22 protein-coding genes and 2 riboswitches are annotated in these 24,560 nt (G+C 61.0%); of the genes, 12 read left to right on the plus strand and 10 right to left on the minus strand.

Features of this window, described 5'->3' with window-relative positions:
* Positions 1-62: 62 nt before the first annotated feature.
* Together ACEWMW_RS02110 and mmsB are read left to right on the plus strand one after the other, a co-directional pair.
* A complete protein-coding gene (locus ACEWMW_RS02110) occupies positions 63-227 on the plus strand; it encodes a hypothetical protein (protein WP_409412238.1) in 165 nt (54 codons plus the stop codon).
* Positions 224-1,090 (plus strand): 3-hydroxyisobutyrate dehydrogenase, encoded by an 867-nt coding sequence (gene mmsB / locus ACEWMW_RS02115; protein ID WP_409412239.1) that lies wholly within the window; start codon positions 224-226, stop codon positions 1,088-1,090. Before ACEWMW_RS02110 ends, mmsB begins: the two co-directional genes overlap by 4 nt.
* Here mmsB and ACEWMW_RS02120 read toward each other — a convergent pair.
* Positions 1,077-1,802 carry an Nmad3 family putative nucleotide modification protein gene (locus ACEWMW_RS02120; RefSeq protein ID WP_409412240.1) on the minus strand — a complete coding sequence of 242 codons (726 nt, stop codon included), beginning with the start codon at positions 1,800-1,802 and terminating at the stop codon, positions 1,077-1,079. The two genes, mmsB and ACEWMW_RS02120, sit on opposite strands and share 14 nt — an antisense overlap.
* 68 nt (positions 1,803-1,870) lie before the next feature.
* Between ACEWMW_RS02120 and ACEWMW_RS02125 the strand changes: the two genes are divergently transcribed.
* The 3 genes from ACEWMW_RS02125 (at position 1,871) to ACEWMW_RS02135 (ending at position 4,322) form a co-directional block, all read left to right on the plus strand.
* The gene (locus tag ACEWMW_RS02125) at positions 1,871-2,671 is read left to right on the plus strand and encodes an NTP transferase domain-containing protein (RefSeq protein WP_409412241.1); all 801 of its coding nucleotides are present in this window, start codon (positions 1,871-1,873) and stop codon (positions 2,669-2,671) included.
* Between the two features lie 19 nt (positions 2,672-2,690).
* Positions 2,691-3,974: a lipopolysaccharide biosynthesis protein gene (locus ACEWMW_RS02130; protein WP_409412242.1), complete on the plus strand. Its 1,284-nt coding sequence runs from the start codon at positions 2,691-2,693 to the stop codon at positions 3,972-3,974.
* Positions 3,975-4,130: 156 nt separating this feature from the next.
* A complete protein-coding gene (locus tag ACEWMW_RS02135; protein ID WP_409412243.1) occupies positions 4,131-4,322 on the plus strand; it encodes a hypothetical protein in 192 nt (63 codons plus the stop codon).
* A 111-nt stretch (positions 4,323-4,433) separates the two neighbouring features.
* On the opposite strand, the gene gcvPB is transcribed toward ACEWMW_RS02135, so the two are convergent.
* From gcvPB to ACEWMW_RS02175, 8 genes are all read right to left on the minus strand, one after another.
* Complete coding sequence (gene gcvPB / locus ACEWMW_RS02140) at positions 4,434-6,011, minus strand: aminomethyl-transferring glycine dehydrogenase subunit GcvPB (protein WP_409412244.1); 1,578 nt, start codon at positions 6,009-6,011, stop codon at positions 4,434-4,436.
* Positions 6,008-7,372 carry an aminomethyl-transferring glycine dehydrogenase subunit GcvPA gene (gene gcvPA / locus ACEWMW_RS02145; RefSeq protein WP_409412245.1) on the minus strand — a complete coding sequence of 455 codons (1,365 nt, stop codon included), beginning with the start codon at positions 7,370-7,372 and terminating at the stop codon, positions 6,008-6,010. Before gcvPA ends, gcvPB begins: the two co-directional genes overlap by 4 nt.
* Before the next feature lie 93 nt (positions 7,373-7,465).
* The gene (gcvH, locus tag ACEWMW_RS02150) at positions 7,466-7,837 is read right to left on the minus strand and encodes a glycine cleavage system protein GcvH (RefSeq protein WP_409412246.1); all 372 of its coding nucleotides are present in this window, start codon (positions 7,835-7,837) and stop codon (positions 7,466-7,468) included.
* 4 nt (positions 7,838-7,841) lie between these two features.
* Complete coding sequence (gene gcvT / locus ACEWMW_RS02155) at positions 7,842-8,981, minus strand: glycine cleavage system aminomethyltransferase GcvT (protein WP_409412247.1); 1,140 nt, start codon at positions 8,979-8,981, stop codon at positions 7,842-7,844.
* A gap of 42 nt (positions 8,982-9,023) precedes the next feature.
* Positions 9,024-9,122, minus strand: a riboswitch (glycine riboswitch).
* Positions 9,123-9,221, minus strand: a riboswitch (glycine riboswitch).
* Positions 9,222-9,275: 54 nt separating this feature from the next.
* A complete protein-coding gene (gene metH, locus ACEWMW_RS02160) occupies positions 9,276-11,933 on the minus strand; it encodes a methionine synthase (RefSeq protein ID WP_409412248.1) in 2,658 nt (885 codons plus the stop codon).
* Positions 11,933-12,979 carry a homocysteine S-methyltransferase family protein gene (locus ACEWMW_RS02165; protein ID WP_409412249.1) on the minus strand — a complete coding sequence of 349 codons (1,047 nt, stop codon included), beginning with the start codon at positions 12,977-12,979 and terminating at the stop codon, positions 11,933-11,935. The genes metH and ACEWMW_RS02165 overlap by 1 nt, the downstream gene beginning before the upstream one ends.
* Complete coding sequence (metF, locus tag ACEWMW_RS02170; protein WP_409412250.1) at positions 12,979-13,905, minus strand: methylenetetrahydrofolate reductase [NAD(P)H]; 927 nt, start codon at positions 13,903-13,905, stop codon at positions 12,979-12,981. Before metF ends, ACEWMW_RS02165 begins: the two co-directional genes overlap by 1 nt.
* A complete protein-coding gene (locus ACEWMW_RS02175; RefSeq protein ID WP_409412251.1) occupies positions 13,902-14,891 on the minus strand; it encodes an ArsR/SmtB family transcription factor in 990 nt (329 codons plus the stop codon). Before ACEWMW_RS02175 ends, metF begins: the two co-directional genes overlap by 4 nt.
* Positions 14,892-15,025: 134 nt before the next feature.
* Between ACEWMW_RS02175 and ACEWMW_RS02180 the strand changes: the two genes are divergently transcribed.
* The 6 genes from ACEWMW_RS02180 to ACEWMW_RS02205 all read left to right on the plus strand — a co-directional run bounded on the left by ACEWMW_RS02180 (position 15,026) and on the right by ACEWMW_RS02205 (position 21,865).
* Entirely contained in the window at positions 15,026-15,793 is a 768-nt protein-coding gene (locus tag ACEWMW_RS02180; protein WP_409412252.1) for a methyltransferase domain-containing protein, read from the plus strand.
* Positions 15,794-15,799: 6 nt separating this feature from the next.
* Positions 15,800-16,810 (plus strand): hypothetical protein, encoded by a 1,011-nt coding sequence (locus ACEWMW_RS02185; RefSeq protein ID WP_409412253.1) that lies wholly within the window; start codon positions 15,800-15,802, stop codon positions 16,808-16,810.
* A complete protein-coding gene (locus ACEWMW_RS02190; RefSeq protein ID WP_409412254.1) occupies positions 16,807-18,033 on the plus strand; it encodes a WcaI family glycosyltransferase in 1,227 nt (408 codons plus the stop codon). The genes ACEWMW_RS02185 and ACEWMW_RS02190 overlap by 4 nt, the downstream gene beginning before the upstream one ends.
* Before the next feature lie 10 nt (positions 18,034-18,043).
* Positions 18,044-19,423 carry an MATE family efflux transporter gene (locus tag ACEWMW_RS02195; RefSeq protein ID WP_409412255.1) on the plus strand — a complete coding sequence of 460 codons (1,380 nt, stop codon included), beginning with the start codon at positions 18,044-18,046 and terminating at the stop codon, positions 19,421-19,423.
* Positions 19,424-19,499: 76 nt separating this feature from the next.
* Positions 19,500-19,931, plus strand: a complete 432-nt coding sequence (locus tag ACEWMW_RS02200; protein WP_409412256.1) for a hypothetical protein — start codon at positions 19,500-19,502, stop codon at positions 19,929-19,931.
* Positions 19,928-21,865 carry a hypothetical protein gene (locus tag ACEWMW_RS02205; RefSeq protein ID WP_409412257.1) on the plus strand — a complete coding sequence of 646 codons (1,938 nt, stop codon included), beginning with the start codon at positions 19,928-19,930 and terminating at the stop codon, positions 21,863-21,865. The genes ACEWMW_RS02200 and ACEWMW_RS02205 overlap by 4 nt, the downstream gene beginning before the upstream one ends.
* Positions 21,866-21,889: 24 nt before the next feature.
* Here ACEWMW_RS02205 and ACEWMW_RS02210 read toward each other — a convergent pair whose 3' ends face one another.
* Entirely contained in the window at positions 21,890-22,657 is a 768-nt protein-coding gene (locus ACEWMW_RS02210; RefSeq protein ID WP_409412258.1) for a glycosyltransferase, read from the minus strand.
* Between the two features lie 480 nt (positions 22,658-23,137).
* Here ACEWMW_RS02210 and ACEWMW_RS02215 point away from each other — a divergent pair, with 480 nt between their 5' ends.
* A complete protein-coding gene (locus ACEWMW_RS02215) occupies positions 23,138-24,553 on the plus strand; it encodes a hypothetical protein (RefSeq protein ID WP_409412259.1) in 1,416 nt (471 codons plus the stop codon).
* Positions 24,554-24,560 lie beyond the last annotated feature (7 nt).

Genomic DNA, 24,560 nt, shown 5'->3' on the forward strand with positions numbered 1-24,560 from the left:
CAGCTGGCTTTCTTGGTGGCTGGTTTTGGCAGAACGTCAAGCCAGGGGTCACAGGAGCGTTCTTGATCTCAATCGTCGCGAGCATGTTTGCGTTCAGTGGCATGACGATGAGCACGGCAGACTATGTCTTTGTCGCACTAGGAGTAATCATCGCGGCATTGATGTCGTTCTTTGGCTCTGTCGGCGGCACGCGGGCCAAGGATGCCTTTGAGAGGAGCAGAAAATGAAAATCGCATTTGTCGGCCTTGGCAATATGGGCGGCGGGATGGCCGCAAACCTCGTCAAGGCGGGGCATGAAGTCCGCGCGTTCGACTTGAGCCAGGAGGCCATCGAAACCGCCAGGGGCAATGGCTGCGAGACCTTCGCTTCGGCGCGCGATGCGGCAGAAGATTGCGACGCGGTGGTCTCGATGCTGCCCAATGGCGCGATCGTGCGCGATGTCTACACCTCCGACATTATCGGCCAGGCGCCCGAAGGTGCGGTGCTGCTCGACTGCTCCACCATCGACGTAGCCACCGCAAAGGACGTGGCGCAGCTTGCGGCGGATGCGGGCTATGAAATGGTCGATGCGCCCGTTTCGGGCGGGATCGCGGCGGCCAATGGCGGCACGCTCACCTTCATGGTAGGGGGCACGGACAGCGCGTTCAAGCGCGCCGAGCCGATCCTGCAGGCGATGGGCAAGGCGGTGATCCACGCAGGCGATGCCGGCGCAGGCCAGACCGCCAAGATCTGCAACAACATGCTGCTCGCGATCAGCATGATCGGCACTGCCGAAGCGATGAAGATGGCCGAAAAGCTCGGTCTCGATCCGCAAAAGTTTTACGAAATTTCCTCGCAGTCATCCGGCTATTGCTGGTCGCTCAATGCCTATACGCCGATGCCCGGTGTGGGCGTCGAAAGCCCCGCGGACAATGGCTACCAGGGCGGATTTGCCACGGCGCTCATGCTGAAGGACCTGCGGTTGGCGATGGAAGCGGCGGAGACGGCCGATGCCTCGACCCCGCTCGGCGCGCATGCAAAGGAACTCTACGAGAAATTCGCCGAAGAGAATGGCGGAATGGACTTTTCGGGGATCATCAAGTCGCTTTGATCTCCGCGATCATCTTATCCAGCCACTCGCGCGGGGCCTGCCGCCGCCCCACATCGGCAACGAATTCCTGCCCGCGCGCGACGCTTCTCAATCTGCCGCCTCTGATCCAGCGATCCTCCCGGTCGTGATAGCTCAGCCCTCCGCGCTTGAGCCACACTGGCCGGTGCCACAGGCTCGGCGGGCCTTCGGGCACGGTCAGCCGCAGCGCTCGTGAAGCTCTTTTGGCCGTTTCTCCCCGGCCGCAATAGACGACATCGTTCGAGTGGTGCATCGCCAGCGCATGCGGGTGCCCGCGCTTGACCAGATCTTCCGGAGCGCCATCCTCCAGCCGCACCATGTCTTCGATTTCCAGAAAGCCGAAAATCCGGTGATGCGCTTCGCCTGTGTCCTCTTCTGCGAACAGCCCGAAGAAAAGGAAAATGTCGCCCTCCCTCACGCCTTGATTGGCGAGATGAGTCTGCGCCGCACCGCATTGTCCGAACAGGCAGGTACCGTCGCCTGAGAACATCGGATCGTGATGACACAGGTCATCACCGCCGAGCCTGCCATTGCTCGCTTTCGCGGCAAGCTTGCCCAGCCCGAGCGAGCCATAACTGGTCTGCGACGTGGTGCCCGCCGGAATAGGCAGCGAAATCGGCTTCCCGCCCACGATCGGCGATGGCCCACCGCCCGCCGCGCTATCGAAGCCCTTCCTGCTAAAAATGATCCGCATTCCCCCAGCGCTGCCCGATACGCGCACTCCTCGCAAGCCTTGCCAAAAACCGCGATCCGGCTAGGGGGATGCGCGTGACGGTTACCGCGATGATCATGGCCGGGAAGCGCTCAGGCGTACTCGACCCGCTGGCCCAGAAGGCCGGTGTGGCGCAGAAATGCGTCGTCCCCATCCGCGGCAAGCCGCTGATCGAACATGTCGTAGCGGCGGTATCGGCGAGCGAGCGGGTGGGCGAAATCCGCATTGTCGCGCATGAGGAGGGCGAGATTGCAGCCATCCCGCTGATCGCCAGGCTGATCGCAGAAGGCCGCCTCAAGATCATTCCCGGCGCATTCAATCTCGTCGACAGCGTGATCGCGGGCGCACAGGGGGCGCAGTTCCCGATCCTCATCACTACCGCCGACAATGTGCTGGTGACGACCTCTGGTTACGAGGAATTCATCGATGGCGCGCTTGCCGCGGAGGCCGGGGGAGCGGCCGCACTTGCGCGGATCGAGGATGTGCAGGCAGCGCACCCGCAAGGGCAGCGCCGGCGCTACCAGTTTCGCGATGGAGGCTTCTCCAATTGCAACACCTACTGGCTCGGTTCCGAAGAAGCGCTCACATCGGCCGAGATCTTTCGCCAGGGCGGGCAATTCGTGAAATACCCCAGCCGCATCGCCAAGGCCTTCGGCGTACTCAACCTGCTGCGCTATTTCTTGGGTACCGGAGACCGCGAAAAGCTATTCCAGCAGGTCTCGCGGCGGTTCGGTTTTCCGCTGCGCACGATCGTACTTTCGAACGGCGAGTTCGCGATCGATGTCGATAACGAGCGCACCTATGCCGTGGCCGACAAGCTACTGGCCAAGCGCGAGGTGCAGGCCGGCTAGCCCGGCCTGTTTTCGGATCATGCGGCGCCTGTTTCGCAATATCGGCTGGCTCCTAGGAGGGCGCGGTGTCAATGCCGCGCTCAGCCTGGTCTACCTGGCACTGGCGACGCGCACGCTCGGCCTCGATGGCTTCGGCTATTTCGCGCTGATCATCGCGCTCGGCCAGACAGTCACCGGGCTTGCCAATTTCCAGACTTGGCAGTTCGTGGTCAAATGGGGCGCGGGATCGGACGGTCCGGGAGAAGCCACCGGTTTCGCCATCGCGCTCGACATCATGTCGGTTGCGCTTGGTGCGGTCCTTGCCGCCGTGCTTGTATGGACCGCGCAATTCTGGCTGCCTCTGCCTGACGACCTGTTGTGGGTCGCGTTCGGTTTCTGCATCGTCTCACTGCTCTCGATCCGGGCCACACCGACAGGGCTCCTGCGACTGCGCTTCCAGTATGGCCGGGCGACTGCCGCCGAAGCAATCCAGCCGGTCGTCCGTGCCTCGGGGGCGGTGCTCGCCGCGCTGTTCATGCCCACGGTGCTTGGTTTCGTTCTCGCCTGGGCCGCCGCCGAGGTGGCCGTGGCCGTGGCCTTGTGGATCGTCGCCGCCTGGAACGAGAAGATCGACCTCTCGCAGATCAGCCTGCGCCGCATACCGCGCGATCATCCCGGCGCGTGGCGCTTTGTGTGGTCGACCAACATGACCGGCAGTCTCAATGTCGGAGCCAAGCAGGTGATGATCCTGCTGGTCGGCGCGATCGGCGGCGAAGCATTTGCCGGCGGCTTCCGCGTCGCTTCGCAACTGGGGCAGGCACTCGTGCAGCTGGCGCAGACGGTCTCCAAGGCGATTTACCCAGAGCTGGTCCACGCGCAGGAGGACGCGCATATGATCGCTCGCCGGATGGCCAATATCGCGCTGATCGGCGGAGTTTTGGCTGTGCTTGTGGCACTTTTCGGCGGACGCTGGGCGCTTGAGACCATCGCAGGAGAGGATTTCGGGGTGGTCTATTGGGCGATGGTTATCCTGGCGATTGCCGGCGCGATCGAGCTTGTTGGCGCCAGCCTGGAATCGCTGCTCGTATCGGCCGGACGCGCGGGAACGGCCTTTGTTGTTCGCGCCGTCCCCACACTCCTTGCGCTCGCGCTGCTCAACGTGGCGATGGACTGGAACGGCCTAAAAGGCGCGGCCTTCACAGTGCTGGGATCGAGTGCACTTGCGGTGGTTGGCTTCTGGGTCGCGATCCTCTCGATGCAGCAAATTCGAATTACGGTTGCGGCAACGGAGCCTGCAAACAAGCCGCCAAAGCCCGACAGCTAGGGCACGCCAAGCGCTCTTGCCTCGCTGCGGAGACGAGCGGCAGCAGAGGGATTGGCCGCGATAGCATCGGCCAGCGCCATGCTCGCCGCTTCGGGTTCGCCGTAAGTACAGCATCAGCTCGATGATCCCGGCGCGTATTTCGACGAGCATCTCACCGTGGTCGGCTCTGGCGATGCGGGCGAGATATCGCACGGTCTTGCGGTAGATCCGGCGCAGCGCGATGTGTTTATGATCTTCAAAAGCAGTGCTGTTTTCGCGAGTGCGAAGCCCGCCAATTTGGTGCTGCAGGGAGAGGCCGAGGCGGACGAACGGTTTCGGTTCGAGGCGAGACCATCCGAAGCGCGGTGAGGGAAGGCGAACTGGTGCTCGAAACACGCGATGGGTGCAGACCATTCGCTAATTTCAGGACAGGAAAGCCTTTTAACTGGTGGGAATCAAGGGTGCGGCACCGATAAACGGTTAATCTTCGGCGGTTTCGGCCTCTTCCCAGACCAGCCGTGGCTTTCGTGCCGCCAAAGTCTCGTCCAGCCGGCGGCGCGGGGCGAAATGCGGCGCCGACTTGAGCGACTCGTCGCCCGCCCGCGCGCGTTCGGCCACTGCGCGCAAGCTTGCGATGAGCTGGTCGAGCCCCTGCTTGCTCTCGGTCTCGGTTGGCTCGACCAGCATTGCGCCGTGCACCACCAGCGGGAAATAGACCGTCATCGGGTGATAGCCCTCGTCGATCAGCCCCTTGGCGATATCGAGCGTGGTGAACCCTTCGGCCAGATTGTCGTCGCTGAAGAGCGCCTCGTGCATGCACGGACCGCTTTCGGCGAAAGGCGCATCGAGCACATCCTCGAGGCTGCGCAGCATGTAGTTGGCATTGAGCACGCTGTCTTCGGCGACCTGGCGCAATCCGTCCGCTCCGTGGCTGAGGATATAGGTCAGCGCGCGGGTGAACATGCCCATCTGGCCCTGGAATGCCGCCATCCGCCCAAAGCTCTGCGGCAGCAGGTCTTTCGCTGCGCGTTCTTCGACCAGCCGCATCCTGCCTTGCTCGTCGCGTCGCACGAAAGGGATCGGGGCGAAAGGCGCGAGCGCTTCGGAAAGCACCACCGGTCCCGAACCCGGCCCGCCCCCGCCATGCGGGGTGGAGAAGGTCTTGTGCAGATTGATGTGCATTGCATCGACGCCGAGATCGCCCGGGCGCACCTTGCCGACGATCGCGTTAAAATTAGCCCCGTCGCAATAGACCAGCCCGCCCGCGGCATGGACCGCGTCGGAGATCGCTTTCATATCGCGCTCGAACAACCCGCAGGTGTTGGGATTGGTGATCATCACGCCGGCGACGTCCGGCCCCAGGCGGTTCTGGAGTGCGTCGAGATCGACGCGGCCTTCCTTCGTCGCTGGGATATCCTCAACCCGGTATCCCGCGAAGGCTGCGGTGGCAGGATTGGTACCATGCGCGCTTTCCGGGCACAGGATCACCTCGCGCGCATCGCCGCGCGCTTCCAGCGCCGCGCGGATCGCGAGGATACCGCACAGCTCACCATGCGCGCCCGCCTTGGGCGTCATCGCGACTGCATGCATGCCGGTGAGCTTGCACAGCCAGTCGGACAGCTGCTCGATGACTTCGAAAGCGCCCTGCACCGTGTCCATCGGCTGGAGCGGGTGGATATCGGCAAAGCCGGGCATCCGCGCGACCTTCTCGTTGAGGCGCGGATTGTGCTTCATCGTGCAGGAGCCGAGCGGGAACGGGCCGAGATCGATGGCGTAGTTCTGGCGGCTGAGGCGGGTGTAATGCCGAACCGTTTCGGGCTCGGTCAGGCCGGGCAAATCGAGCGGTTCGCTGCGGGCAAACTTCGCCAGTTCGGGCGCTACTTCCGCGTCCGCATCTTCGCCGAAATCGACCCCGCAATTGGCCGAATTGGCGAGCTCGAAAATTAGCGGTTCTTCGAGCTGGAGCGCGCGGTTGCCGCTTGCTGTGGCGGGGCGGGAGCTGCCTTCGCCCGCATCCCCCATTTCGGGCTTCCAGCCGGAAGCGTTAGGAGCGTTCATGACAATTCCTCCGCCAGCGCCGCGGCAAAGGCTTCGATATCCTCCGCGCTGCAGGTTTCAGTGACCGCAACGATCAGGCCTTCCTCCAGCTCAGCCACGCCCGGATACAGCCGCCCGAGCGAAACGCCGCCGAGGATATCGCACCGGGAAAGCGCCAGCGCCACTTCGCGCGCATCCTTTCCGATCAGCCGCAGAGTGAACTCGTTGAAGAAGCCCTGCCCGTTGACCAGCTCGACCCCATCGATCGCGGAGAGTTTGTCGGCTGCCTGCCGAGCGCGCGCATGATTGATCCGCGCGAGCTTGCCCAGCCCTTCGCCGCCCAGCAGCGTCATGTGGATCGAGAAGGCCAGCGCGCACAGCCCGCTATTGGTGCAGATATTGCTTGTCGCTTTCTCGCGCCGGATGTGCTGCTCGCGCGTGGACAACGTGAGGACGAAGCCGCGCTTGCCTTCGGCATCGACCGTCTCGCCGCACAACCGCCCGGGCATTTGGCGCACCAACTTGGTATCGCGCACCGCAAATAGGCCGAGATACGGTCCGCCGAAGTTCAGCCCCAGGCCGATCGACTGGCCTTCGCCCACGACGATATCCGCCCCCAGCGCGCCGGGGCTTTCGAGCAGGCCAAGCGCGACTGGTTCGGTATTGACCGCGATCAACAGCGCTCCCTTCTCGTGCGCTGCTTCCGCGATCTTGGCCAAATCGGGCACGCGGCCAAGGATATCGGGATATTGCACCACCACGCAGGCAGTCTGATCATCGATCGCGGCGATGATCGCGTCTTCGTTCGGGTCGGCATCGAGATCGGGCATGATCTTGTGGATACGGTCTCCGGTAAAACGCGCCATGGTCTCGGCGGTCGAGACGTAATGCGGATGGACCGGCCCGATCACCACGCCACCCCGGCGCTTCACGCGCGTCGCCATTGCAATCGCTTCCCAGCAGGCCGTCGAGCCATCGTACATCGACGCGTTCGCGACCGCGCAGCCATAAAGCCGTGCGACCTGCGTCTGGAACTCGAACAGCATCTGCAGTGTGCCCTGCGCGATCTCGGGCTGGTAAGGCGTATAGGCGGTGAGGAATTCGCCGCGCTGGATCAGGTGGTCGACACTCGCCGGGATATGATGGCGATAGGCCCCCGCACCGAGGAAAAACGGCACATCCCCCGCTGCCTTATTCTTCGCCGCAAGCCGCTTCATATGCTGCTCGACCGCCATTTCGCTGGCGTGCGGCGCAAGGCCTTCGATCGGGCCATCGAGCAGGTGTTCGGACGGCACATCGGTGAACAGCGCGTCGATATCACTCGCGCCGATAGCCGAAAGCATTTCGGTACGGTCGGACGGTGTCAGGGGCAGGTAGCGCATTTTCAATCCCAATCATGATCCTCCGCGAAGGCGGAAGCCTCAGGCAATCTGGCGAAGCGCGGGCGGCCTGAGATCCCCGCCGGCGCGGGCACTCTAAAGCTCGTCGCAGAAAGCCTTGTAGGCCTTGGCATCCATCAGGCCTTCAAGCTCGGCCTTGTCCGAGATCGCCAGCTTGAAGAACCAGCCTTCCTCTTCCGGCGAATTGTTGACCAGCTCCGGATCGTCTTCGAGCGCGGCATTGGCCTCGATCACTTCGCCTGAAACGGGTGCGTAAATGTCGCTCGCCGCCTTGACGCTTTCGACCACCGCCGCGTCGCCGCCCTTGTCGAGCATCGCGCCGACATCGGGCAATTCGACAAAGACGATATCGCCGAGCTGTTCCTGCGCATAATCGGTAATGCCGACAGTGGCGTTGTCGCCGTCGACTTCGATCCATTCATGTTCATCGGTGAAATAACGGGGCATTGGGTCAGTTTCCTCGATAATAGCGGTGGGGGACAAAAGGCATGGATGTGACGCGGGCGGGCAGGCGCTTGCCGCGCACCTCAATTTCGAGCTGCGTTTCTTCTTCGGTTTGCGCCATGTCGACATAGCCCATGGCAATGGGATGACCGAGTGTCGGCGAAAAGCCGCCGCTGGTGACGGTTCCAACCCGTCTATCGTCGGAATAGATTTCCGCGCCTTCGCGAGCGGGCAAGCGGCCTTCGAGCGCCAGCCCGACGCGTTTCTGTGCAGGACCATCGGCAAGCACTTGGGCTACCTTTTCGTGGCCCATCCAGCCGCCCGCCTCGCGGCGCTTCTTCGTCAGCGCGAAGGTGAGATCAGCGCTGACCGGATCGATATCCTCGGTCATATCATGGCCATAGAGCGGCAAGCCGGCTTCGAGCCTGAGCGAATCGCGCGCGCCCAGCCCTACCGGTTTAACCCGCTCGTCAGCGATCAACGCGTTGGCCAGCTTTGAAGCGAATTCTGCCGGAACCGAAATCTCGAAGCCATCTTCTCCGGTGTAGCCCGCGCGGCTGATCCACAGCGGCACGCCCTCCCAATCGGCATAGGCGGCGGTCATGAAAGTGAGTTCAGCGGATTGCGGAACGAGCTCGGCCAGCACTTCGCCCGCCTTGGGGCCCTGCAGCGCCAGCAATGCCTGCTCGTCATAATGGGTGAGCGTGATCGCATCGGGAAGGTGCTCGCGCAGATGGGCGATATCGTCCCACTTGCACGCACCATTCACAACCAGGCCGAAATGCGGCCCGGCATTGGTCACCATCAGATCGTCGAGAATGCCGCCATCTTCATTGAGTAGCAGCGAATAGCGCATCCGCCCCTCTGTCAGCGAGGAGATTGCGCCCGGCAGCAGCGCTTCCAACGCTCCGCCTGCACTGGCCATGTCTCCATCCGGACCGCTCACGGTCAGCTGGCCCATATGGCTGACATCAAACAGGCCGGCGCTTTCGCGGGTCCAATCGTGTTCTGCCTTGATGCCCTCATACTGGATCGGCATCTCATAGCCCGCAAACGGCACCATGCGGGCGCCTTGCGCACGGTGCCAGGCATCAAGCGGCAGCATGCCCAATTCCTCGGCGGCGTTTTCGGTGTTCTCGTCGCTCAAATCCATTCCCCTGACAGGACCACGCACCGCTGATTGCGATGCGCTGCCCCCTCTGTCGGGAAACCTGAGAGCTTAGCTCGCCATGGCGAGCCTTCCCCTTCGGTGGCGCAGCCTTGCGGCAAACGCGCTTTCCAGAGTGTCGATCGTAGCGCGGTCCGGTTGCCTGAGAGTTTCCGGGGCGGTTGCTCCTTCGGCGTCGCGAGGTCTTTCAACCTGTTGAACTCTCCCGCTGATACGTCCGCAGAATCGCTTCCGCGGCGACGGCTCAAGCCCTGCGCGATTCCAGCGCAGCGGTCAATCCAGATTGGGTCTGAGCCAACGTTCAGCCGTGGAAATATCGACCCCGCGCCGCTCGGCATAGTCCTCAAGCTGGTCGCGTCCGATCCGCGCGACGCCGAAATACTGGCTTTCGGGGTGTCCGAAGTAGAACCCGCTGACTGCCGAAGTCGGATACATGGCGAAATTTTCAGTGAGCGTGATGCCGGTGTTGGCTTCCGCATCAAGCAGGTTGAACAGGATCGGCTTGAGCGAGTGATCGGGGCATGCCGGATAGCCCGGAGCGGGGCGGATGCCGCGATACTCTTCCTTGATCAGCGCCTCATTGGTCAGCTGCTCACCCGGTGCATAGCCCCACAAATCGGTGCGCGTATGCAAATGAAGCCGCTCGGCAAAAGCCTCGGCGAATCGGTCCGACAGCGCCTTCAGGAGGATGTCCGAGTAATCATCCTTGTCTTCAAGGAAGCGCTTCGAATGCTCTTCGATCCCGTGAATGCCGACCGCGAAGCCGCCGATCCAGTCACCCGCCGGATCGATGAAATCGGCGAGGCACATATTGGCGCGATCGCGGCTTTTCTTGACCTGCTGGCGCAGGAAGGAAAGCGTGACATGCTCTTTGCGCCCCCCTTCCCTGATAAATTCCCGGTGAATCGTCACGTCATCGCCGTCGCGCGCGCAGGGCCAGAAACCCGCGACGCCTTTTGCGGTGAGCCATTTCTCGCCGATAATCCGGTCGAGCATGGCATTGGCATCGGCAAACAGCTGCGTGGCAGTTTCGCCAACCAATTCGTCGCTCAGGATCGCCGGATAATTGCCGTGCAATTCCCACGCGCGGAAGAATGGCGTCCAGTCGATGTAGCTGCGCAGATCGGCCAGATCCCAGTCATCGAACACATGCACCCCCGGCTGGAGAGGCGGAGCCGGCTTGTCGGAGAGGAAAGCATCGTAATAGTTAGCCCGCGCCTCTTCCAGGCTGAGCAGCACGCTCGGGGTCTTGCCGGCGCGCGCTTCGCGGACCTTCACATATTCGCCCGAAACTTCTTCGACGAAGTCATCGCACAGCGTATCGGAGAGGAGCTTTGAGGCGACGCCCACCGCGCGGCTCGCATCGAGCACATGAATCACCGGGCCATCATAGGCCGGATCGATCCGCAGCGCGGTGTGGACTTTGCTGGTGGTCGCCCCGCCGATCAGCAGAGGCAAGTTCATTTCAGCTCGGGTCATTTCCTCGGCCACGGTCACCATCTCGTCGAGCGAGGGGGTAATGAGGCCCGAAAGCCCGATCATGTCGGCCTGGTTGTCATTGGCCGATTTGAGGATGTCCTGCCACGGCACCATCACGCCGAGGTCGATCACGTCATAGCCATTACATTGCAGCACGACGCCGACGATGTTCTTGCCGATATCATGCACATCGCCTTTGACCGTCGCCATCACGATCTTGCCCTTGGCCTTGCGCTCCTCTTCGGGGAGCAGATCCTTTTCCGCTTCGATAAAGGGGATGAGGTGGGCCACGGCCTTCTTCATCACGCGCGCTGATTTGACCACTTGGGGCAGGAACATCTTGCCGCTGCCGAACAGGTCACCGACGACATTCATGCCGTCCATTAGCGGGCCTTCAATCACTTCGATCGGTCGCCCGCCGCTTGCAGCCAGCGCGGCGCGCGCTTCTTCGGTATCGGCGACAACATGCGCGTCGATCCCCTTGACCAGCGCGTGCTCCAGTCGCCGCTGGACCGGCCATCCGCGCCATTCCTCGGCTTCCTTCTCGTCCTTGGCCGAGACACCCTTGTAGCTTTCGGCCAGCGCGATCAGCCGCTCGGTCGCATCCGGCCTGCGGCACAGGATCACGTCCTCGCAGGCATCGCGCAACTCGGGTTCGATATTGTCGTAGATGTCGAGCTGGCCGGCGTTGACGATCGCCATGTCGAGACCGGCGGGGATCGCATGATAGAGGAACACCGAATGCATCGCGCGGCGCACCGTCTCGTTGCCGCGGAAGCTGAAAGAGAGATTGGACAAGCCGCCCGATGTCTTGGCGTGATGGCAAGCCGCCTTGATCTCTGCCACCGCTTCGATGAAGTCGAGCCCGTAGCGATCGTGCTCTTCCATGCCCGTCGCCACGGCAAAGATGTTCGGGTCGAAAATGATGTCTTCGGGCGGGAAGCCGATGCCCGTCAGCAGCTCGTAAGCGCGCGAACAGATTTCGACCTTGCGCTCTTTGGTATCGGCCTGCCCGGCAGTATCGAACGCCATCACGACGACGGCCGCACCATAGTCCATGCACTTGCGCGCCTGCTCGAGAAACGCCTCTTCGCCTTCCTTCATCGAGATCGAATTGACGATCGGCTTGCCCGATACGCATTTAACGCCCGCTTCGATGACTTCCCACTTGGAGCTATCGATCATCACCGGCACCCGCGCGATATCGGGTTCGGCAGAGATCAGCTTGATGAAGGTCTGCATCGCCTCGACCGCGTCCAGCAGGCCTTCGTCCATGTTGACGTCAATCACCTGCGCGCCGTTTTCGACCTGCTGGCGCGCGACTTCGACCGCGGTGGCATAGTCGCCTGCCATGATGAGTTTCTTGAACCGGGCCGAACCGGTCACATTGGTGCGCTCGCCTATATTGACGAATTGCGAACCAGAAGGGCGATCAGACAATTTTTCGGTCATCAGGCTGCAATCGAAAAAGGTTCGAGGCCAGCCAGCCGCATCACGGTATCGGCAGCAGGAATTGAACGCGGTTTCACACCCTCGACCGCTACTGCCATCGCAGCGATATGTTCGGGCGTAGAGCCGCAGCACCCGCCCACAATATTGACCCGGCCGTTCTCCGCCCATTCGCGGATAAGACCGGCAGTCGTCTCGGGCAATTCGTCATATTCGCCCAGCTCGTTGGGCAGGCCGGCATTGGGATAAGCCATCAGCAATGTGTCGGCGATACCGGAAAGCAGCTGCACATGCGGCCGCAGCTGGTCGGCGCCGAAGCTGCAGTTAAGCCCGATCGTCGCGGGCTTCGCATGGCGCACCGTGTACCAGAATGCCTCGACCGTGTGGCCCGAAAGGTTGCGACCGGACAGGTCGGTCAACGTGAGCGAAATCATCAGCGGCACATCGCGGCCAAGCTCGCGCTCGAGCTCCTTCACCCCCATGATCGCGGCTTTGCAATTGAGCGTATCGAAGATCGTTTCAATGAGGATAAAATCCGCCCCGCCTTCGAGCAGTGCGGCGGCCTGTTCGCGGTAAACGTCCTTGACTTCGTCGAAGGTCACTTCGCGAAAACCGGGGTCCTCGACGTCCGGCGAAAGCGATAGCGTCTTATTGGTCGGCCCCATTGCGCCGCACACGAAGCGCGGCCTGCTGTCCTTTGCCGTGGCCTCATCGCATGCTTCGCGAATGATCCTCGCGGCGGCAATATTGATGTCCGCCACCAGACTTTCCGCCCCGTAATCGGCCTGGCTGATGCGGTTTGCGTTGAAGGTATTGGTCGCCAGCAAAGTCGCACCGGCATCTATATACTTGTCGCAGATCGCACGGATCACCTGCGGCTGCGTCAGGTTGACGAGATCGTTATTGCCCTTCTGGTCCTGCGCCAGCCCGGTATCACCGGCGTATTCCTCAGCAGCGAGCTTCGCATTCTGGATTGCAGTGCCATAGGGGCCATCCTTGACGAGGATCGCCTCGCTCGCAGCAGCCTGGAGTTTCTCAAGCGCGCTCATTATTGGCCTCCCCGCGGGCGCACACCGAGCATATGGCAAATCGCATAGCTCAGTTCGGCCCGGTTCAAAGTGTAGAAGTGGAAATCGCGTACATCGCCCGCATACAGGCGGCGGCACAGCTCGGCAGCGACAGTAGCCGATACCAGCTGGCGTGCTGCAGGGCGTTCGTCCAGACCGGCAAAAAGGCCTTCCATCCAATCGGGTATCGCGGTGCCGCACAGGCCGCTCATCCGCTGGACGGCAGCAAAGCTCATCACCGGCATGATGCCCGGAATGATTTCGGCATCAATCCCGGTGTTGGCAGCCTTGTCACGGAAACGGAAGAAACATTCCGGATCAAAGAAGAACTGGGTGATCGCGCGGCTGGCCCCGGCATCAAGCTTGCGCTTCAAATTGTCGAGATCATCTGCCTCGCTGGCCGCATCGGGATGCACTTCGGGATAGGCGCCGACCGAGATCTCGAACGGTGCGATGGCCTTCAACCCGGCAACCAATTCGGCCGCATTGGCATAGCCTTGGGGATGCGGCGAAAAGCTATGTTCACCTTCTGGCGGATCGCCGCGCAGGGCGACGATGTGACGAATGCCGCTTTCCCAATAATGGCGCGCAACCGCATCAACTTCTTCGCGCGTTGCGTCGACACAGGTCAGATGCGCGGCGGCAGGAATACCGGTTTCGTTATTGATCCGAACGACTTGTTCGTGCGTACGCTCGCGGGTCGAACCGCCGGCGCCGTATGTAACGGACATGAAGCGCGGCGCAAGCGGAGCAAGCGTCGCAACACTTTCGCGCAGGGTGTTGGCCATCTTGTCGGTCTTGGGGGGGAAGAACTCGAAGCTGACATTGATGTCCCCCGGCAAGCCGGAAAACAGCGGTTCATCATGCGCGGTTCGCTCTTCGTGGGCTGGGTCAAGCTCGGCGGTCATGCGCTGGCTCTCCGCTTGGCGGATGTGCCTTTTGCCGCACCCTTGCGTTCGCCGAGCCAGATCTTGACTACCAGTTCGCCGCCATCGAGAGCGATCGGGTCGGTCGGCGCGTAGCCCGCGTCCACCAGCAAGTCGCGCATCACATCATCGGCAAAGCCCAGCCGCGCATGCGCGTGCCGGGTCCGCAATTCCTCGCGGTCGTGCGCGGCGAAATCGACGATGGCAATGCGCCCGCCGGGTTCGGTTACCCGGGCCGCTTCGGCCAACACCCCCGCCGGGTTTTGTGCAAAATGGAGGACCTGGTGCAGAAGGATCGTGTCGAAGGAGCGGGCATTGAACGGCAGTTCCGAAAAGTCGCCCTGCACGATCTCGACCGCGTCGGCCGGAAGGTGCTGCAGTTTGGCACGCGCCACCCGCAGCATGTCGAGGCTGTTGTCGAGCGCAACGACATGATCCGCTTCGGCGGCAAACAGCTCTGCCATCCGTCCTGTGCCAGTCCCGATATCGAGCAGGCGACCCAGCGATACATTACCCAGCGCCGCGACCAGTTCCTTCTCGACCAGTCTGTCCGGACTGTGCAGCTGGCGCAGATTGTCCCACTCTTCGGCATGACGCGCGAAATACTGCTCGGCGCCTTCCTGCCGGTTGGCCCGGATGGCCGCGAGCTTGCGGCGATCTGCAGCACAATCCTTGGCGAAAGTAGCATCTTCCCGCTCGGCGATAGCCAGCAAGCGATCAACAGCCTCGCCCAACGGCTGTGCCGAAGCTCCCGAAGCAAGCGAGCGCAGGAACACCCAGCTGCCTTCGCGGCGGCGCTCGGCCAGTTCCGCGTCGCACAATATGCTGACATGGCGCGAAACACGCGGCTGGCTTTGGCCGAGGACCTGCGCTAACTCGCCCACGGCGAGCTCCATTGCGCCCAGCAGGCGCATGACGCGCAGCCTGGTCGGATCGGCCAGTGCCCGGATGATTGCCTCGATCGTCATTGCCTCACATATAAAGATATTCTTATATCTGTAAATGCCCCGAAGAACGGATACCGCGGAGGACCTTAAAATACTCTAACTTGCCAAGCCTTCCCCGCGCTGGGAAAAGGCCTGCGGAAGGGGATCGGGCGCGCATGTATCCGTCACAATGGCATCGCATCTATGGCGACCAGACCGGGGAATCCGCTCGGCGCATCCTGCTTCCTCTACTGGAGCGTTTCGATGTTTCGTCGATGGTCGAGGTGGGTTGCGGCCACGGGCATTGGTCACGGGTCGCGCTCGAGCACGGCATTGACGAGATTTTGGCAATCGACGGCCCGTGGAATGAACAAAGCAAATTGCTGATCGACGCCGGCAATTACCGCGAAGCCGATCTGGGCCAGCCGCTCGATCTTGGCCGCCGCTTCGATCTCGCAGTTTGCCTCGAAGTTGCGGAACATGTTGCCGCCGAAGGTGCCGGAAACCTGGTCGCATCATTGGTTAAAGCCGCGGATGTAATACTGTTCGGAGCGGCAATCCCGATGCAGGGCGGCCATGGTCATATCAACGAGCAATGGCCAAGCTATTGGCGCGCGCTTTTCGAGCCGCATGGCTATGAACCCTTCGATCTGGTTAGGCCGGTCCATTGGGAAGACCGCGAGGTTCACTATTGGTATCGCCAGAACGCGTTTGTTTACGTCAATCGCGCCGCACCTCTGGCAATCGAGCGCGCCGGTCTCGGGGCATCTGGGGGTGATCTCGTGCCGTCTACCCGAGGTCTATTGGCGCCGATGGATGCCGTGCATCCGGAGAAATACGAGGAGGTGGCTTCCTACAAGTCGATTGCTTTCAAGCGTTTGGCGCGGAATTTTCCAGCGTGGGCAGCGCGGCGCCTGAAATCGAAACTGACGGGCGAAGGCTGAGGCGAATTGGCCACACGGATTGCCACCTGGTTTGTCGCCGACAATCAAGCAGATGCGACTTTCTTCCCGCAGGTCGGAGCACGCTCGGATTGCAGCGAAGCGCAAGCGGTCTACTGGCGCTGTGCAGTGGTATTTTTTACTTCGAGCCTGGCGGTCAATCCGCACGCGCCGCACGCCTTCTATACCAATTGCGAGCCACCCGAAATTGATGGGCTCGATATCGGCCTCCTGTTCGAGCGCTGGGGTATCGAAGTTGTCCAGCTTCCGATCACCTTTCGCCTTGATTCAGGTGCCGTTGAAAGCTGGGGCAACCAGTTTTATGTATTTGATATCCTGCGACATTTTGTTCATCAAGAAGATGACGAACAGCTTGTCCTACTCGATAGTGATTGCATCTGGCTCGAGCCGGTCGATACGCTTGCCGAAGCCATCGCCGAACACGGCGCGTTGACCTACCCGCTGGACGATAATGAGCACCGCGAGGGCGAGCCGATCAACGGATTATCGCGTGAGGGCATGGCGCGGTTTACCATGCGGCATGGAGCAAAGGCCCAGGAGCGGATCGAATATTGCGGCGGCGAGATCATCGCGGTCGACCGTCTGACGGCTGGCCGGATTGTCGAAAGCTTCGCTAAGCTTTGGCCTCATCTCCAGGCCGATGTGGCGGATTCGCCGCGCGAAGAAGCGCATTTACTTTCGGTCATTTACGCGCTGGAAGGTATCGCGATCGGCACTGCGGAGCGTTTCATCCGCCGGATGTGGACAACCTTCCGCTACAACAACCTTGCCCCTTCGGATCGCTGGCTGACGTTGTGGCACTTGCCGGCCGAGAAACGCACGGGGTTTACCAATTTGTTTGAACGAATTGCTGCTGATCCCGCTGCCGATCCGCGCACCGGCGCCGATGCGCTGGGTCTCACCTTCGAGAACTACTGCACGGCGATGGGCTGGCCCCATCGTGGCCCTGTGAAATTCATTCGCGATCTTGCGCACAAGCTCTCCGAGAAGTTTCGTTGAGCGACAAGCCATCTATCCTGATCCTCGGGCTGAACTATGCCCCCGAAGCAATCGGAATCGGACCCTACACCACCGGGCTAGCAGAGCATCTGGCAGCACAAGGCCATCGAGTTAAAGTCATTGCAGGCTGGCCTTACTATCCGGAATGGGCGGTCAAAGAAGGTAGTGGCAGCTGGTGGGAAAGCACCTGCGAGAACAGTGTGGAGGTGATCCGCTGCCCCCATTACGTTCCCAGCGAGCCAACCCGCTTCAGGCGGCTGCTGCACCATGCAAGTTTCGCGCTTTCGAGCTTGCCCGTGATGCTGGAAGCAGCCTTCAAGAAACCGCAGATCATTTGCGCTGTGATGCCCTCGCTGATTGCTGCTCCTGTCGCGTGGGTAGCGGCCCGGCTCGCCGGCGCGAAACTGTGGCTCCATGTCCAGGATTTCGAAGTCGATGCAGCCCTCGCGACCGGTCTAGCCACGGAAAGTTCTATCATCGCCCGCGCCGGTCATTGGCTAGAGAAAGCGCTTTTCGGAAATGCCGATCTCGTAACCACAATCAGCCCGCAGATGTGCGCTCGCCTCGCTCAAAAGGGAGTCCCGATCGAGCGTATTGCGGAGATGCGCAACTGGGCCAATCATCTTGATGACATCGGGCGAGCGGACGGGTCGAAGCTGCGCGAGGAATGGAACCTTGGAGGCAAATTCGTGGCGCTGTATTCGGGCAACATTGCCAATAAGCAAGGTCTCGAAGTGGTGATCGATGCCGCACGCGAACTCAGTGAAACCCACAGCATCGCTTTTGTCATTTGCGGGAGTGGCCCCAATCTTAAGCGGCTAAAAGACCGGAGCCTCAGGCTAACGAACATCCAGTTTCGCCCGCTGCAGCCACCCGAACGCTTCGCCCAGCTGATGAAGATGGCCGATTGCCATCTCTTGCCGCAAGTCGCCGGGGCAGCCGACCTCGTCCTGCCCTCAAAACTGGCCAACATGTTGGCTTCAGGAAGGCCGATCATAGCCACAGCCAACGCGGATACCGGAATAGCCGATGAAATCGACGGTTGCGGAGAGGTGGTTGCGCCCGGGGATGCTAAGGCATTTGCGGCCGCTATCGCGGACCTTGCGGGGGATCTTCATTCGGCTCGACGGCTAGGAATGGCTGGCAAAGCAAGAGCCCGGGAGCATTGGGCGCGCAAAGCGATCATGCAGACAACCGACCGCCTTGTTGCAGGTTTAACGTGATGGCGTGCCCATGATCTTGCGCAGGCTCTTTTCGCAACTTGGCTCCGGACTGGTCGGCAATATCAGCGCACTTTCACTGGCCCTGCTCGTCCAATTGGTGGTTGCGCTCGTCACGATCCCGATCTTCGCGCATCTATGGGGATTGGAGGATTACGGGGTTTGGTTGATACTCTTCACCATCCCGGCTTATGTCTCGCTAGCCGATTTTGGATTTATCGGTGCCGCTGCAAACGCAATGACCGCCTCTGCCGCACAAGGCGATGACGCATCTGCTGCTACGATCTATCGCGAACTCACCGGAGCAAACTTCATGCTCGGGCTAGCGGTACTTCTGTTGGTGACGCTCGCACTCGTTCAGGGCGTACCGGGCTGGCTCGCATTTGCCGATGGAGCGACCGGCGGCTTCACGGCACTGACGGTATTCGCATTGACCGCCTACGCAGTTTTCGCGCTCTGGTCCCGTGCGCTTCTTTCAGCCCTGCGCGCATCCAGACACTTTGCCAAAGGGGCATATTGCATCGCGGCCACAGCATTGCTCGACGTGATTCTGGCGGCAGGATTTGCGTGGTTCGGCGGCGGCTTAGCGGGAGCGGCACTCGGCTATGCGTTGGGACAGGCAACGGGCCTCTTCGCAATGCTTGTGTTGACGCGGCATTTTGCGCCCCAATTCCTGCCGGCCATCTTTACGGCAAGTCTGCGCCATCTGGAAGCGCTTGCTGGCCCGGCAATAGCCCTCATCATCATCGCAGTGGGGCAAGTCATTCTATTGCAGGGCACAGTGGTCGTCCTCGGGATGGCCGCAGGGGCTGCCGCTGTGCCCGCTTTTACCGCCATGCGAACTCTGGCAAGGCTGGGCGTGCAGGCGGTTGCCGTGATCAACCAAGCGGTGATGCCCGAGCTCACAATGGCACGCGCACGAATGGACGCCGATAGATCGACCGATCTGGTTGCGTTCAATCTCGGAATTGCTTTGCTGCTGGTCATTCCGGGCGCCATCGTACTCGCGCTGTTCGGATCCGAAATCGTCGCATTGTGGAGTAACGGCATCATTCAGGCGAGCGCGACGCTGGCTCTTGTCATGGCTGGGATACTAATAGCTGGCGGCCTTTGGGGAGCGCTGGCGAGTTTCCTTACCGCCATCAACCAGCAGGCGCGTTTTGCTTTGCCACTGCTGATCGCGTCAACTGCAGGACTGGCTCTTGCATGGCCGCTTTCAACCTCATTCGGCGCCAGCGGCACAGCCATGGCAGTCCTCATGGTGGAGACCCTGATGCTTATCTGGTCCTTCCGCCAAGCGAAGCGCGCCGGCCTCATCGACCAAAACATTGTCCTGTCATCACCCCGAAAAACATTATCCATGCTGCGAGGTCGGCTCGCTCCGGCGCGATAGGCTGCGGCAGAATCCGTTTTCCTACATTGCCCCGCATCTATAACCAATTTGGTTCCTTTCAGATCAGGAACCAATCATGCCTCCCCAAACACCCATTCAATTACCTGCCGGCTTCGCTCCCGCTTTCGCTCTAGGTTATTCCGATGAGAACGGCGACTTCGTCCTCGCAAAAGCCTCCTCTCCATTCCCGGTTGCATCCGGAGACCGGACACGGCCAGAGCCGCTCAAAGGAACCACACTGGTTTCCATTCTTGCCGGACCCTTCAGCCCGGTTCCTGGCATTTCAGTGATGCTCGAACTCAGCGGCAGCTGGAGCGGCACCGTGCAGCTGCGGCGTTCGAGCGATGGCGGTGCAACCATGCATGACGTCACCCTCGCAGGGGCCCAATGGGGCAACTACGCGGCCAATGCCTGCGAGCCCGTCTGGGAAGAAAGCGAGCCTGGCGCCGAGCTCTATCTCGATATCGCGATCAATTCTGGCACGCTGACATACCGGGTGTCGCAATGAGCGCGCTCGCTTTCGCGGCGCTCGCTCGTGCCTCGCAAACGGGCACAGGCGGTACAGGCCTTTTCGCCGATCTGGCGCAGCAGAAGTTCCCGGCAACAGTGCGCATTGTCTATTCCAGCGGCTACGAGCAGTTCGGGCTGGGTGCAGGCAGCTACATCGCTGACAGTCTGGCCAATCCCCAACTGGTATTAGACCATCCGCGCTTCGCCTTCACTGATGCTGGAGGGCGAAGCTTCCGCCTCTTTGCACCCGACGGATCGATCGCAGTCGAGCAAGGCGGCGCGAAAGGCTCGGCGGATATCAACGACCAGCCATCAATCCAGGCAGCAATCGACTACGCCGCTGCGGTTGGGATCGAGACGGTCGAATTTGCCCAGCCGCATTACGAGCTATGGGCCACCTTGCGCTCGAGCGCAGCGGGCGATCCGAATGCGAGTGACGGGCATTACCTTGTCATTGGCTCGACGCTCACACTGAGAGGAAGTGCAGCACAGCGCACGACACTCGATTGCCGCTCGACCACTGGCCGCAACATGGAAGACAATTGGCAGGATGTCGGCGGCGCTGCGTGGCGCGGCAACGGCATCTTCGTGAAGGGCGATCTTGGCCCAAGCGCGCCAACCAATCTTTCGATCGACTATCTTGGGCTCGAACGCCTGATCTTTCGCGGGAATGCCGAACGGACGGGAAACTACACTTACCCAGTCGATCCGGTCACCGGCGATGGCTGGGATTTCTCGCACAAGGGCTTTCGCATCCAAGACAGCTTTGTCGGCGATATCGCCCTGACCGACACCGACTTTATCGGCTGGAAGGGCGAGATGTTTTATATCGTCGGCTACTCGCCCCGCAGCATTCGCGCCGAACGCTGCCGGATGGTCACCGGCAATGGCAATGCCTGGAACGTTCAGGCAGATGCCCCGGCGACGATAGTCGATTGCGAATTCGGTGACTGCTACCAGGCTGCCGAAGCCTTGAGCCAGGCCAACGCGACTTATCGCAACGTGACGTTCCGCGATTGCGACCGTATCTGGATGGTCGGCGGGAGGAATCCGTTACCAGGCTTCCACTATCGCTGGCCCAATCGCGACACGTCCGCGGCAGGTCCCATTTGCCGGCTGGAAGGATGCGAGCTGCGCAACGTGGGGCAGGCGCTGATCGGTTCTTATGTCCAAGGCTCGCTAACCACTATCGATAGCCAGATTCTGCTCGATTGCGCGACCTTGTGGGCGATCGAGGATTGCAGGCTGGAGATCGACGCTTGGCTCGACCAGGGATCATGGGTTGTGCCGTTGGCGGTCAATGGTCCGGCTACTCTCAATACCCCCGTACCGACATCACCGGTCGGTACATTCCAGCAAGCGGTCCGGAATTCTCACATGACATTGCGATGCCATCGCACCGCCGAGGCGGCAGCGAATGACCGTCACTGGGCTGGACCGCAATGGAACGGACATCTCGAATCGAATTGCTCGATCACTGTCGAGTTTGGCGAACAATCGGTCGACAACCCGGTGCGCACAGCGGACAATCCGCCGGTCAGCTTCCCGCTCATCGTTCATGACCAAGTCGTCACCACCCAGCTCTTCGGCGCGAGCTCCTCACTCTGGCATGGGAGCGTAGCAGCTAGCGGAATTTTTACTCCGCGAGCAGCGCTGTGCGCAACAGGCGTAGATGACGAGGCGACCTATGACCTGCACCTCCCGACCGCGCCCACTTCAGGAGCGAGTTTCGGCTATGGCGAAGGGCAGGTGATCCGCATTTACAAGCGCGGCGATGCCGGGGCCCTTCGCTTCGTACGTGGCAGCGATCCGAGCTTCGTAGTTCGGCAAACCCGCGTGCTTGATGCCAATTTCGACTGGATAGAATTCCGTTGGAACAATCACGGCAACCGCTGGGAAGAGCACGGCTTCTGGACGAGCGCAGCCGTGTGAACCTGCGGGCCTGGAGCAGTCGTTCTAGTGCTGCTCCAGGCCAGCCAGTTGGACGACCGATGCGGCGAAATGACGCGCATCTGCCTTGCCCGCCGCAGCAGATGCGGCATCCGACCAGACCTTCCATTCCGCTTCGCCGCAATCCAGCTCACGCATCGCTTGTTCGATTCCTGCCACATTCTGCGGATCGATCAGGACTGCTCCGTTCCCATTTGTGACCGGCAAATCGACCACTCCTGCGCGCGTGCTTACGATCACGGGTAGCCCCTGAGCAAGTGCTTCGATTACCACCAGGCCGTAAGTCTCGCTCATACTTGGCAGCAGCAAGGCAAGGGCCTGCCGCATCGAAGCAGCAACTTCGGCGCGTGAGCGCGATCCGCACCACTCGATCGCATCCGAGATGCTCAATCGCCGAGCCTGTGCCTGAAGACGATCTCCTTCCGGGCCTTCTCCAATGACCGAAAGTCTGCGCTTCCCTCCCGACTTGCGATAACGCGAGTACGCTTCCAGCGCCACGCTGAGATTCTTTTCCGGGATCAAGCGGGCTACAATCAGGAAGGGCCGAGCAGAGAACTTGGACGCCGCCATTCCCGCGGTCAACACACGGAGCGATGCAATATCGAGGGTGTTGTAGTGCGAAGCGATATGTTCCGCCGCGACACCGAGCGAACGCACGTATCGCGCCGAACGCTCACCCGCCACCAATGCACCATGATAGGGCGAAAGCATGATGCGTTTGGGAATATCCAGCAGCCGATTGCGAACGCGATCATCCGTTTTGCTGTCAATCATTGTGAAGACAGCCTTACCCGTGGCACTTAACTTCCGTGCTGCGTGAAAAACGGCAGGCTCGTTGTAATGGCAAAGGAATACGGCGTCGCTTCGCCGGCAGGAATCAGCAATCCTTCGTGAAAGTTCGAATGTTGATACCGAAGCGCGATCGGGCGCAAGCGAGATGACTTTGTATGCAGCCGGCGAAGGTCCCTCCTCCCATTTATACACCGCTGAACGCGCAAACAGCTCAACCGCCGTGACGCCGTGTCCGGCGTTAGCGACAGCCCTCAATCGGTCATGATGGCTGGGCCCGATGCTCTCCCACAGGAAAGCGAAATTCTTGCCGCTTGAAGATCTGCGCCCACTCACGACGCGGGTTCTAGGCAGTCGACATGGCCACGCCAAGCGCCTTGCGTCGGGGAATTTCCGCGCGCCGCCCTATCGCCGCCAAGCCAATACATTATAGTTCGTCGCAGTATCGAGGGATCGAGCGAGGCAATGGTCGTTTACGACATTCTTCTGGTAACTGGCGTGCTGCTCTTCAGCGGCATTAGCTGGCTATACCTGCGCCATCCCGCAGCGTCCTTCTATCATCCGCTGACCATGTATCTGGCGATGCATGGCATCGTATTCACAATTCGTCCGATCCTGTCGCGGATATTCGACTACCAAGCGCTTTACATTTCGACCCAGTTCGAACCATCCCTGGCCGACAAGATCACCGTACTCGTGGCTGCCAATCTTGCGCTGGTGGTGTTTGCCGCGGTTAGCCTATGGATCGCCTCGCGCCCGGTTACATACCCGAAGAATATCGGTGACATTCACCGCGAGCACTTATGGGTGCCGTTTCTCGTTGTTGCCGCCCTGGTAGCGCCGATCGCGCTCTATTCTGCCGTGACCGAATGGATCGAGGTGGCAACCGATGCATCCACCATGACCGTCGATCGCTATACCGGTGTGAATTATAACACGGCCAACAATGGCTGGCTTACCAGTTCGCAACTGGCGCTGGTACCACTTGTCTCGATCTTCGCCTGGCTGACGCGCTTTCGCTGGTACTCGTTCATCCCTTTCGCGCTGTTCTTCATCATGCGCGCTGGCACAGGAGGCCGCGGCCCGATCATCATTGCAACCGCTGCGATCATCATCCTTTTCCTGCTCGACAGGCGGCGGCAATGGCCTGAATGGCGCAGCGCAATGCTGATCGTGCTTGCCGCGTTTGCATTCAACGCCATCGTGGCTGACCGCGGCAAGGCCGTGCGCGAGATGTTCATCGAAGACGATGCCTACGAAGCCGTGCGCGCCGATGAGACCAAGCCGTTCGAGCACATGGACTTCGCCAATCTCGAATATTTCGAGTTCGCGGTCTACGCGGTGCCGCAGCGCAGCGGGACCCACGACTACTTCCTACACAACCTGCAGATCTTCACCGAACCAATTCCCCGGATCTGGTGGAACGAGAAACCGCTTGGACCCCCGATCGCGATGTATGACCTGCCCGATTACGGGCGGCCTTACGGATTCACTTACTCTATCGCAGGTATCGGCTGGCTGGCCTGGGGATGGCCAGGCGTGGCGATACAGGCCGCCATATTCGCCCTGTTGTTCAGCTGGTTCCACAGGCGGATGGCCAATCGGCCCGCTTCGCCTGTATTCACGTTGGTGTTCGCGGTGATGATAGCCTCAGCAGTCGTATCGTTTCGCGACGGCACATTGCTGACCGTGGTCCGGGTGTTGCCATTCTATATTGGACCGGTCTTCTGCATGTGGGCGCTCACATTTGTCCTCGCCCATCGCTTCCCCAGTTCACCTCTTGCGATGCGGCGCGCAAGAGCCGAGGCCGCGCAGGTGCGCCACAATTCGCCAGCCGAACGTCGAAAGTCGCTGGCAGCATTGGCTGCGGCGCCTCGATAAACGGATA

Source organism: Litorerythrobacter xanthomarinus (assembly GCF_046254955.1).
GTDB lineage: Bacteria > Pseudomonadota > Alphaproteobacteria > Sphingomonadales > Sphingomonadaceae > Qipengyuania_C.

What these genes read in the sequence shown, in the direction of transcription:
- mmsB (WP_409412239.1), top strand. Translation starts at nt 224, where the DNA reads ATGAAAATCGCATTTGTCGGCCTTGGCAATATGGGCGGCGGGATGGCC.
- ACEWMW_RS02120 (WP_409412240.1), bottom strand. Translation starts at nt 1,802, where the DNA reads ATGCGGATCATTTTTAGCAGGAAGGGCTTCGATAGCGCGGCGGGCGGT.
- ACEWMW_RS02125 (WP_409412241.1), top strand. Translation starts at nt 1,871, where the DNA reads ATGCGCGTGACGGTTACCGCGATGATCATGGCCGGGAAGCGCTCAGGC.
- ACEWMW_RS02130 (WP_409412242.1), top strand. Translation starts at nt 2,691, where the DNA reads ATGCGGCGCCTGTTTCGCAATATCGGCTGGCTCCTAGGAGGGCGCGGT.
- gcvPB (WP_409412244.1), bottom strand. Translation starts at nt 6,011, where the DNA reads ATGAACGCTCCTAACGCTTCCGGCTGGAAGCCCGAAATGGGGGATGCG.
- gcvPA (WP_409412245.1), bottom strand. Translation starts at nt 7,372, where the DNA reads ATGCGCTACCTGCCCCTGACACCGTCCGACCGTACCGAAATGCTTTCG.
- gcvH (WP_409412246.1), bottom strand. Translation starts at nt 7,837, where the DNA reads ATGCCCCGTTATTTCACCGATGAACATGAATGGATCGAAGTCGACGGC.
- metH (WP_409412248.1), bottom strand. Translation starts at nt 11,933, where the DNA reads ATGACCGAAAAATTGTCTGATCGCCCTTCTGGTTCGCAATTCGTCAAT.
- ACEWMW_RS02165 (WP_409412249.1), bottom strand. Translation starts at nt 12,979, where the DNA reads ATGAGCGCGCTTGAGAAACTCCAGGCTGCTGCGAGCGAGGCGATCCTC.
- metF (WP_409412250.1), bottom strand. Translation starts at nt 13,905, where the DNA reads ATGACCGCCGAGCTTGACCCAGCCCACGAAGAGCGAACCGCGCATGAT.
- ACEWMW_RS02175 (WP_409412251.1), bottom strand. Translation starts at nt 14,891, where the DNA reads ATGACGATCGAGGCAATCATCCGGGCACTGGCCGATCCGACCAGGCTG.
- ACEWMW_RS02180 (WP_409412252.1), top strand. Translation starts at nt 15,026, where the DNA reads ATGTATCCGTCACAATGGCATCGCATCTATGGCGACCAGACCGGGGAA.
- ACEWMW_RS02195 (WP_409412255.1), top strand. Translation starts at nt 18,044, where the DNA reads ATGATCTTGCGCAGGCTCTTTTCGCAACTTGGCTCCGGACTGGTCGGC.
- ACEWMW_RS02200 (WP_409412256.1), top strand. Translation starts at nt 19,500, where the DNA reads ATGCCTCCCCAAACACCCATTCAATTACCTGCCGGCTTCGCTCCCGCT.
- ACEWMW_RS02205 (WP_409412257.1), top strand. Translation starts at nt 19,928, where the DNA reads ATGAGCGCGCTCGCTTTCGCGGCGCTCGCTCGTGCCTCGCAAACGGGC.
- ACEWMW_RS02210 (WP_409412258.1), bottom strand. Translation starts at nt 22,657, where the DNA reads ATGATTGACAGCAAAACGGATGATCGCGTTCGCAATCGGCTGCTGGAT.
- ACEWMW_RS02215 (WP_409412259.1), top strand. Translation starts at nt 23,138, where the DNA reads ATGGTCGTTTACGACATTCTTCTGGTAACTGGCGTGCTGCTCTTCAGC.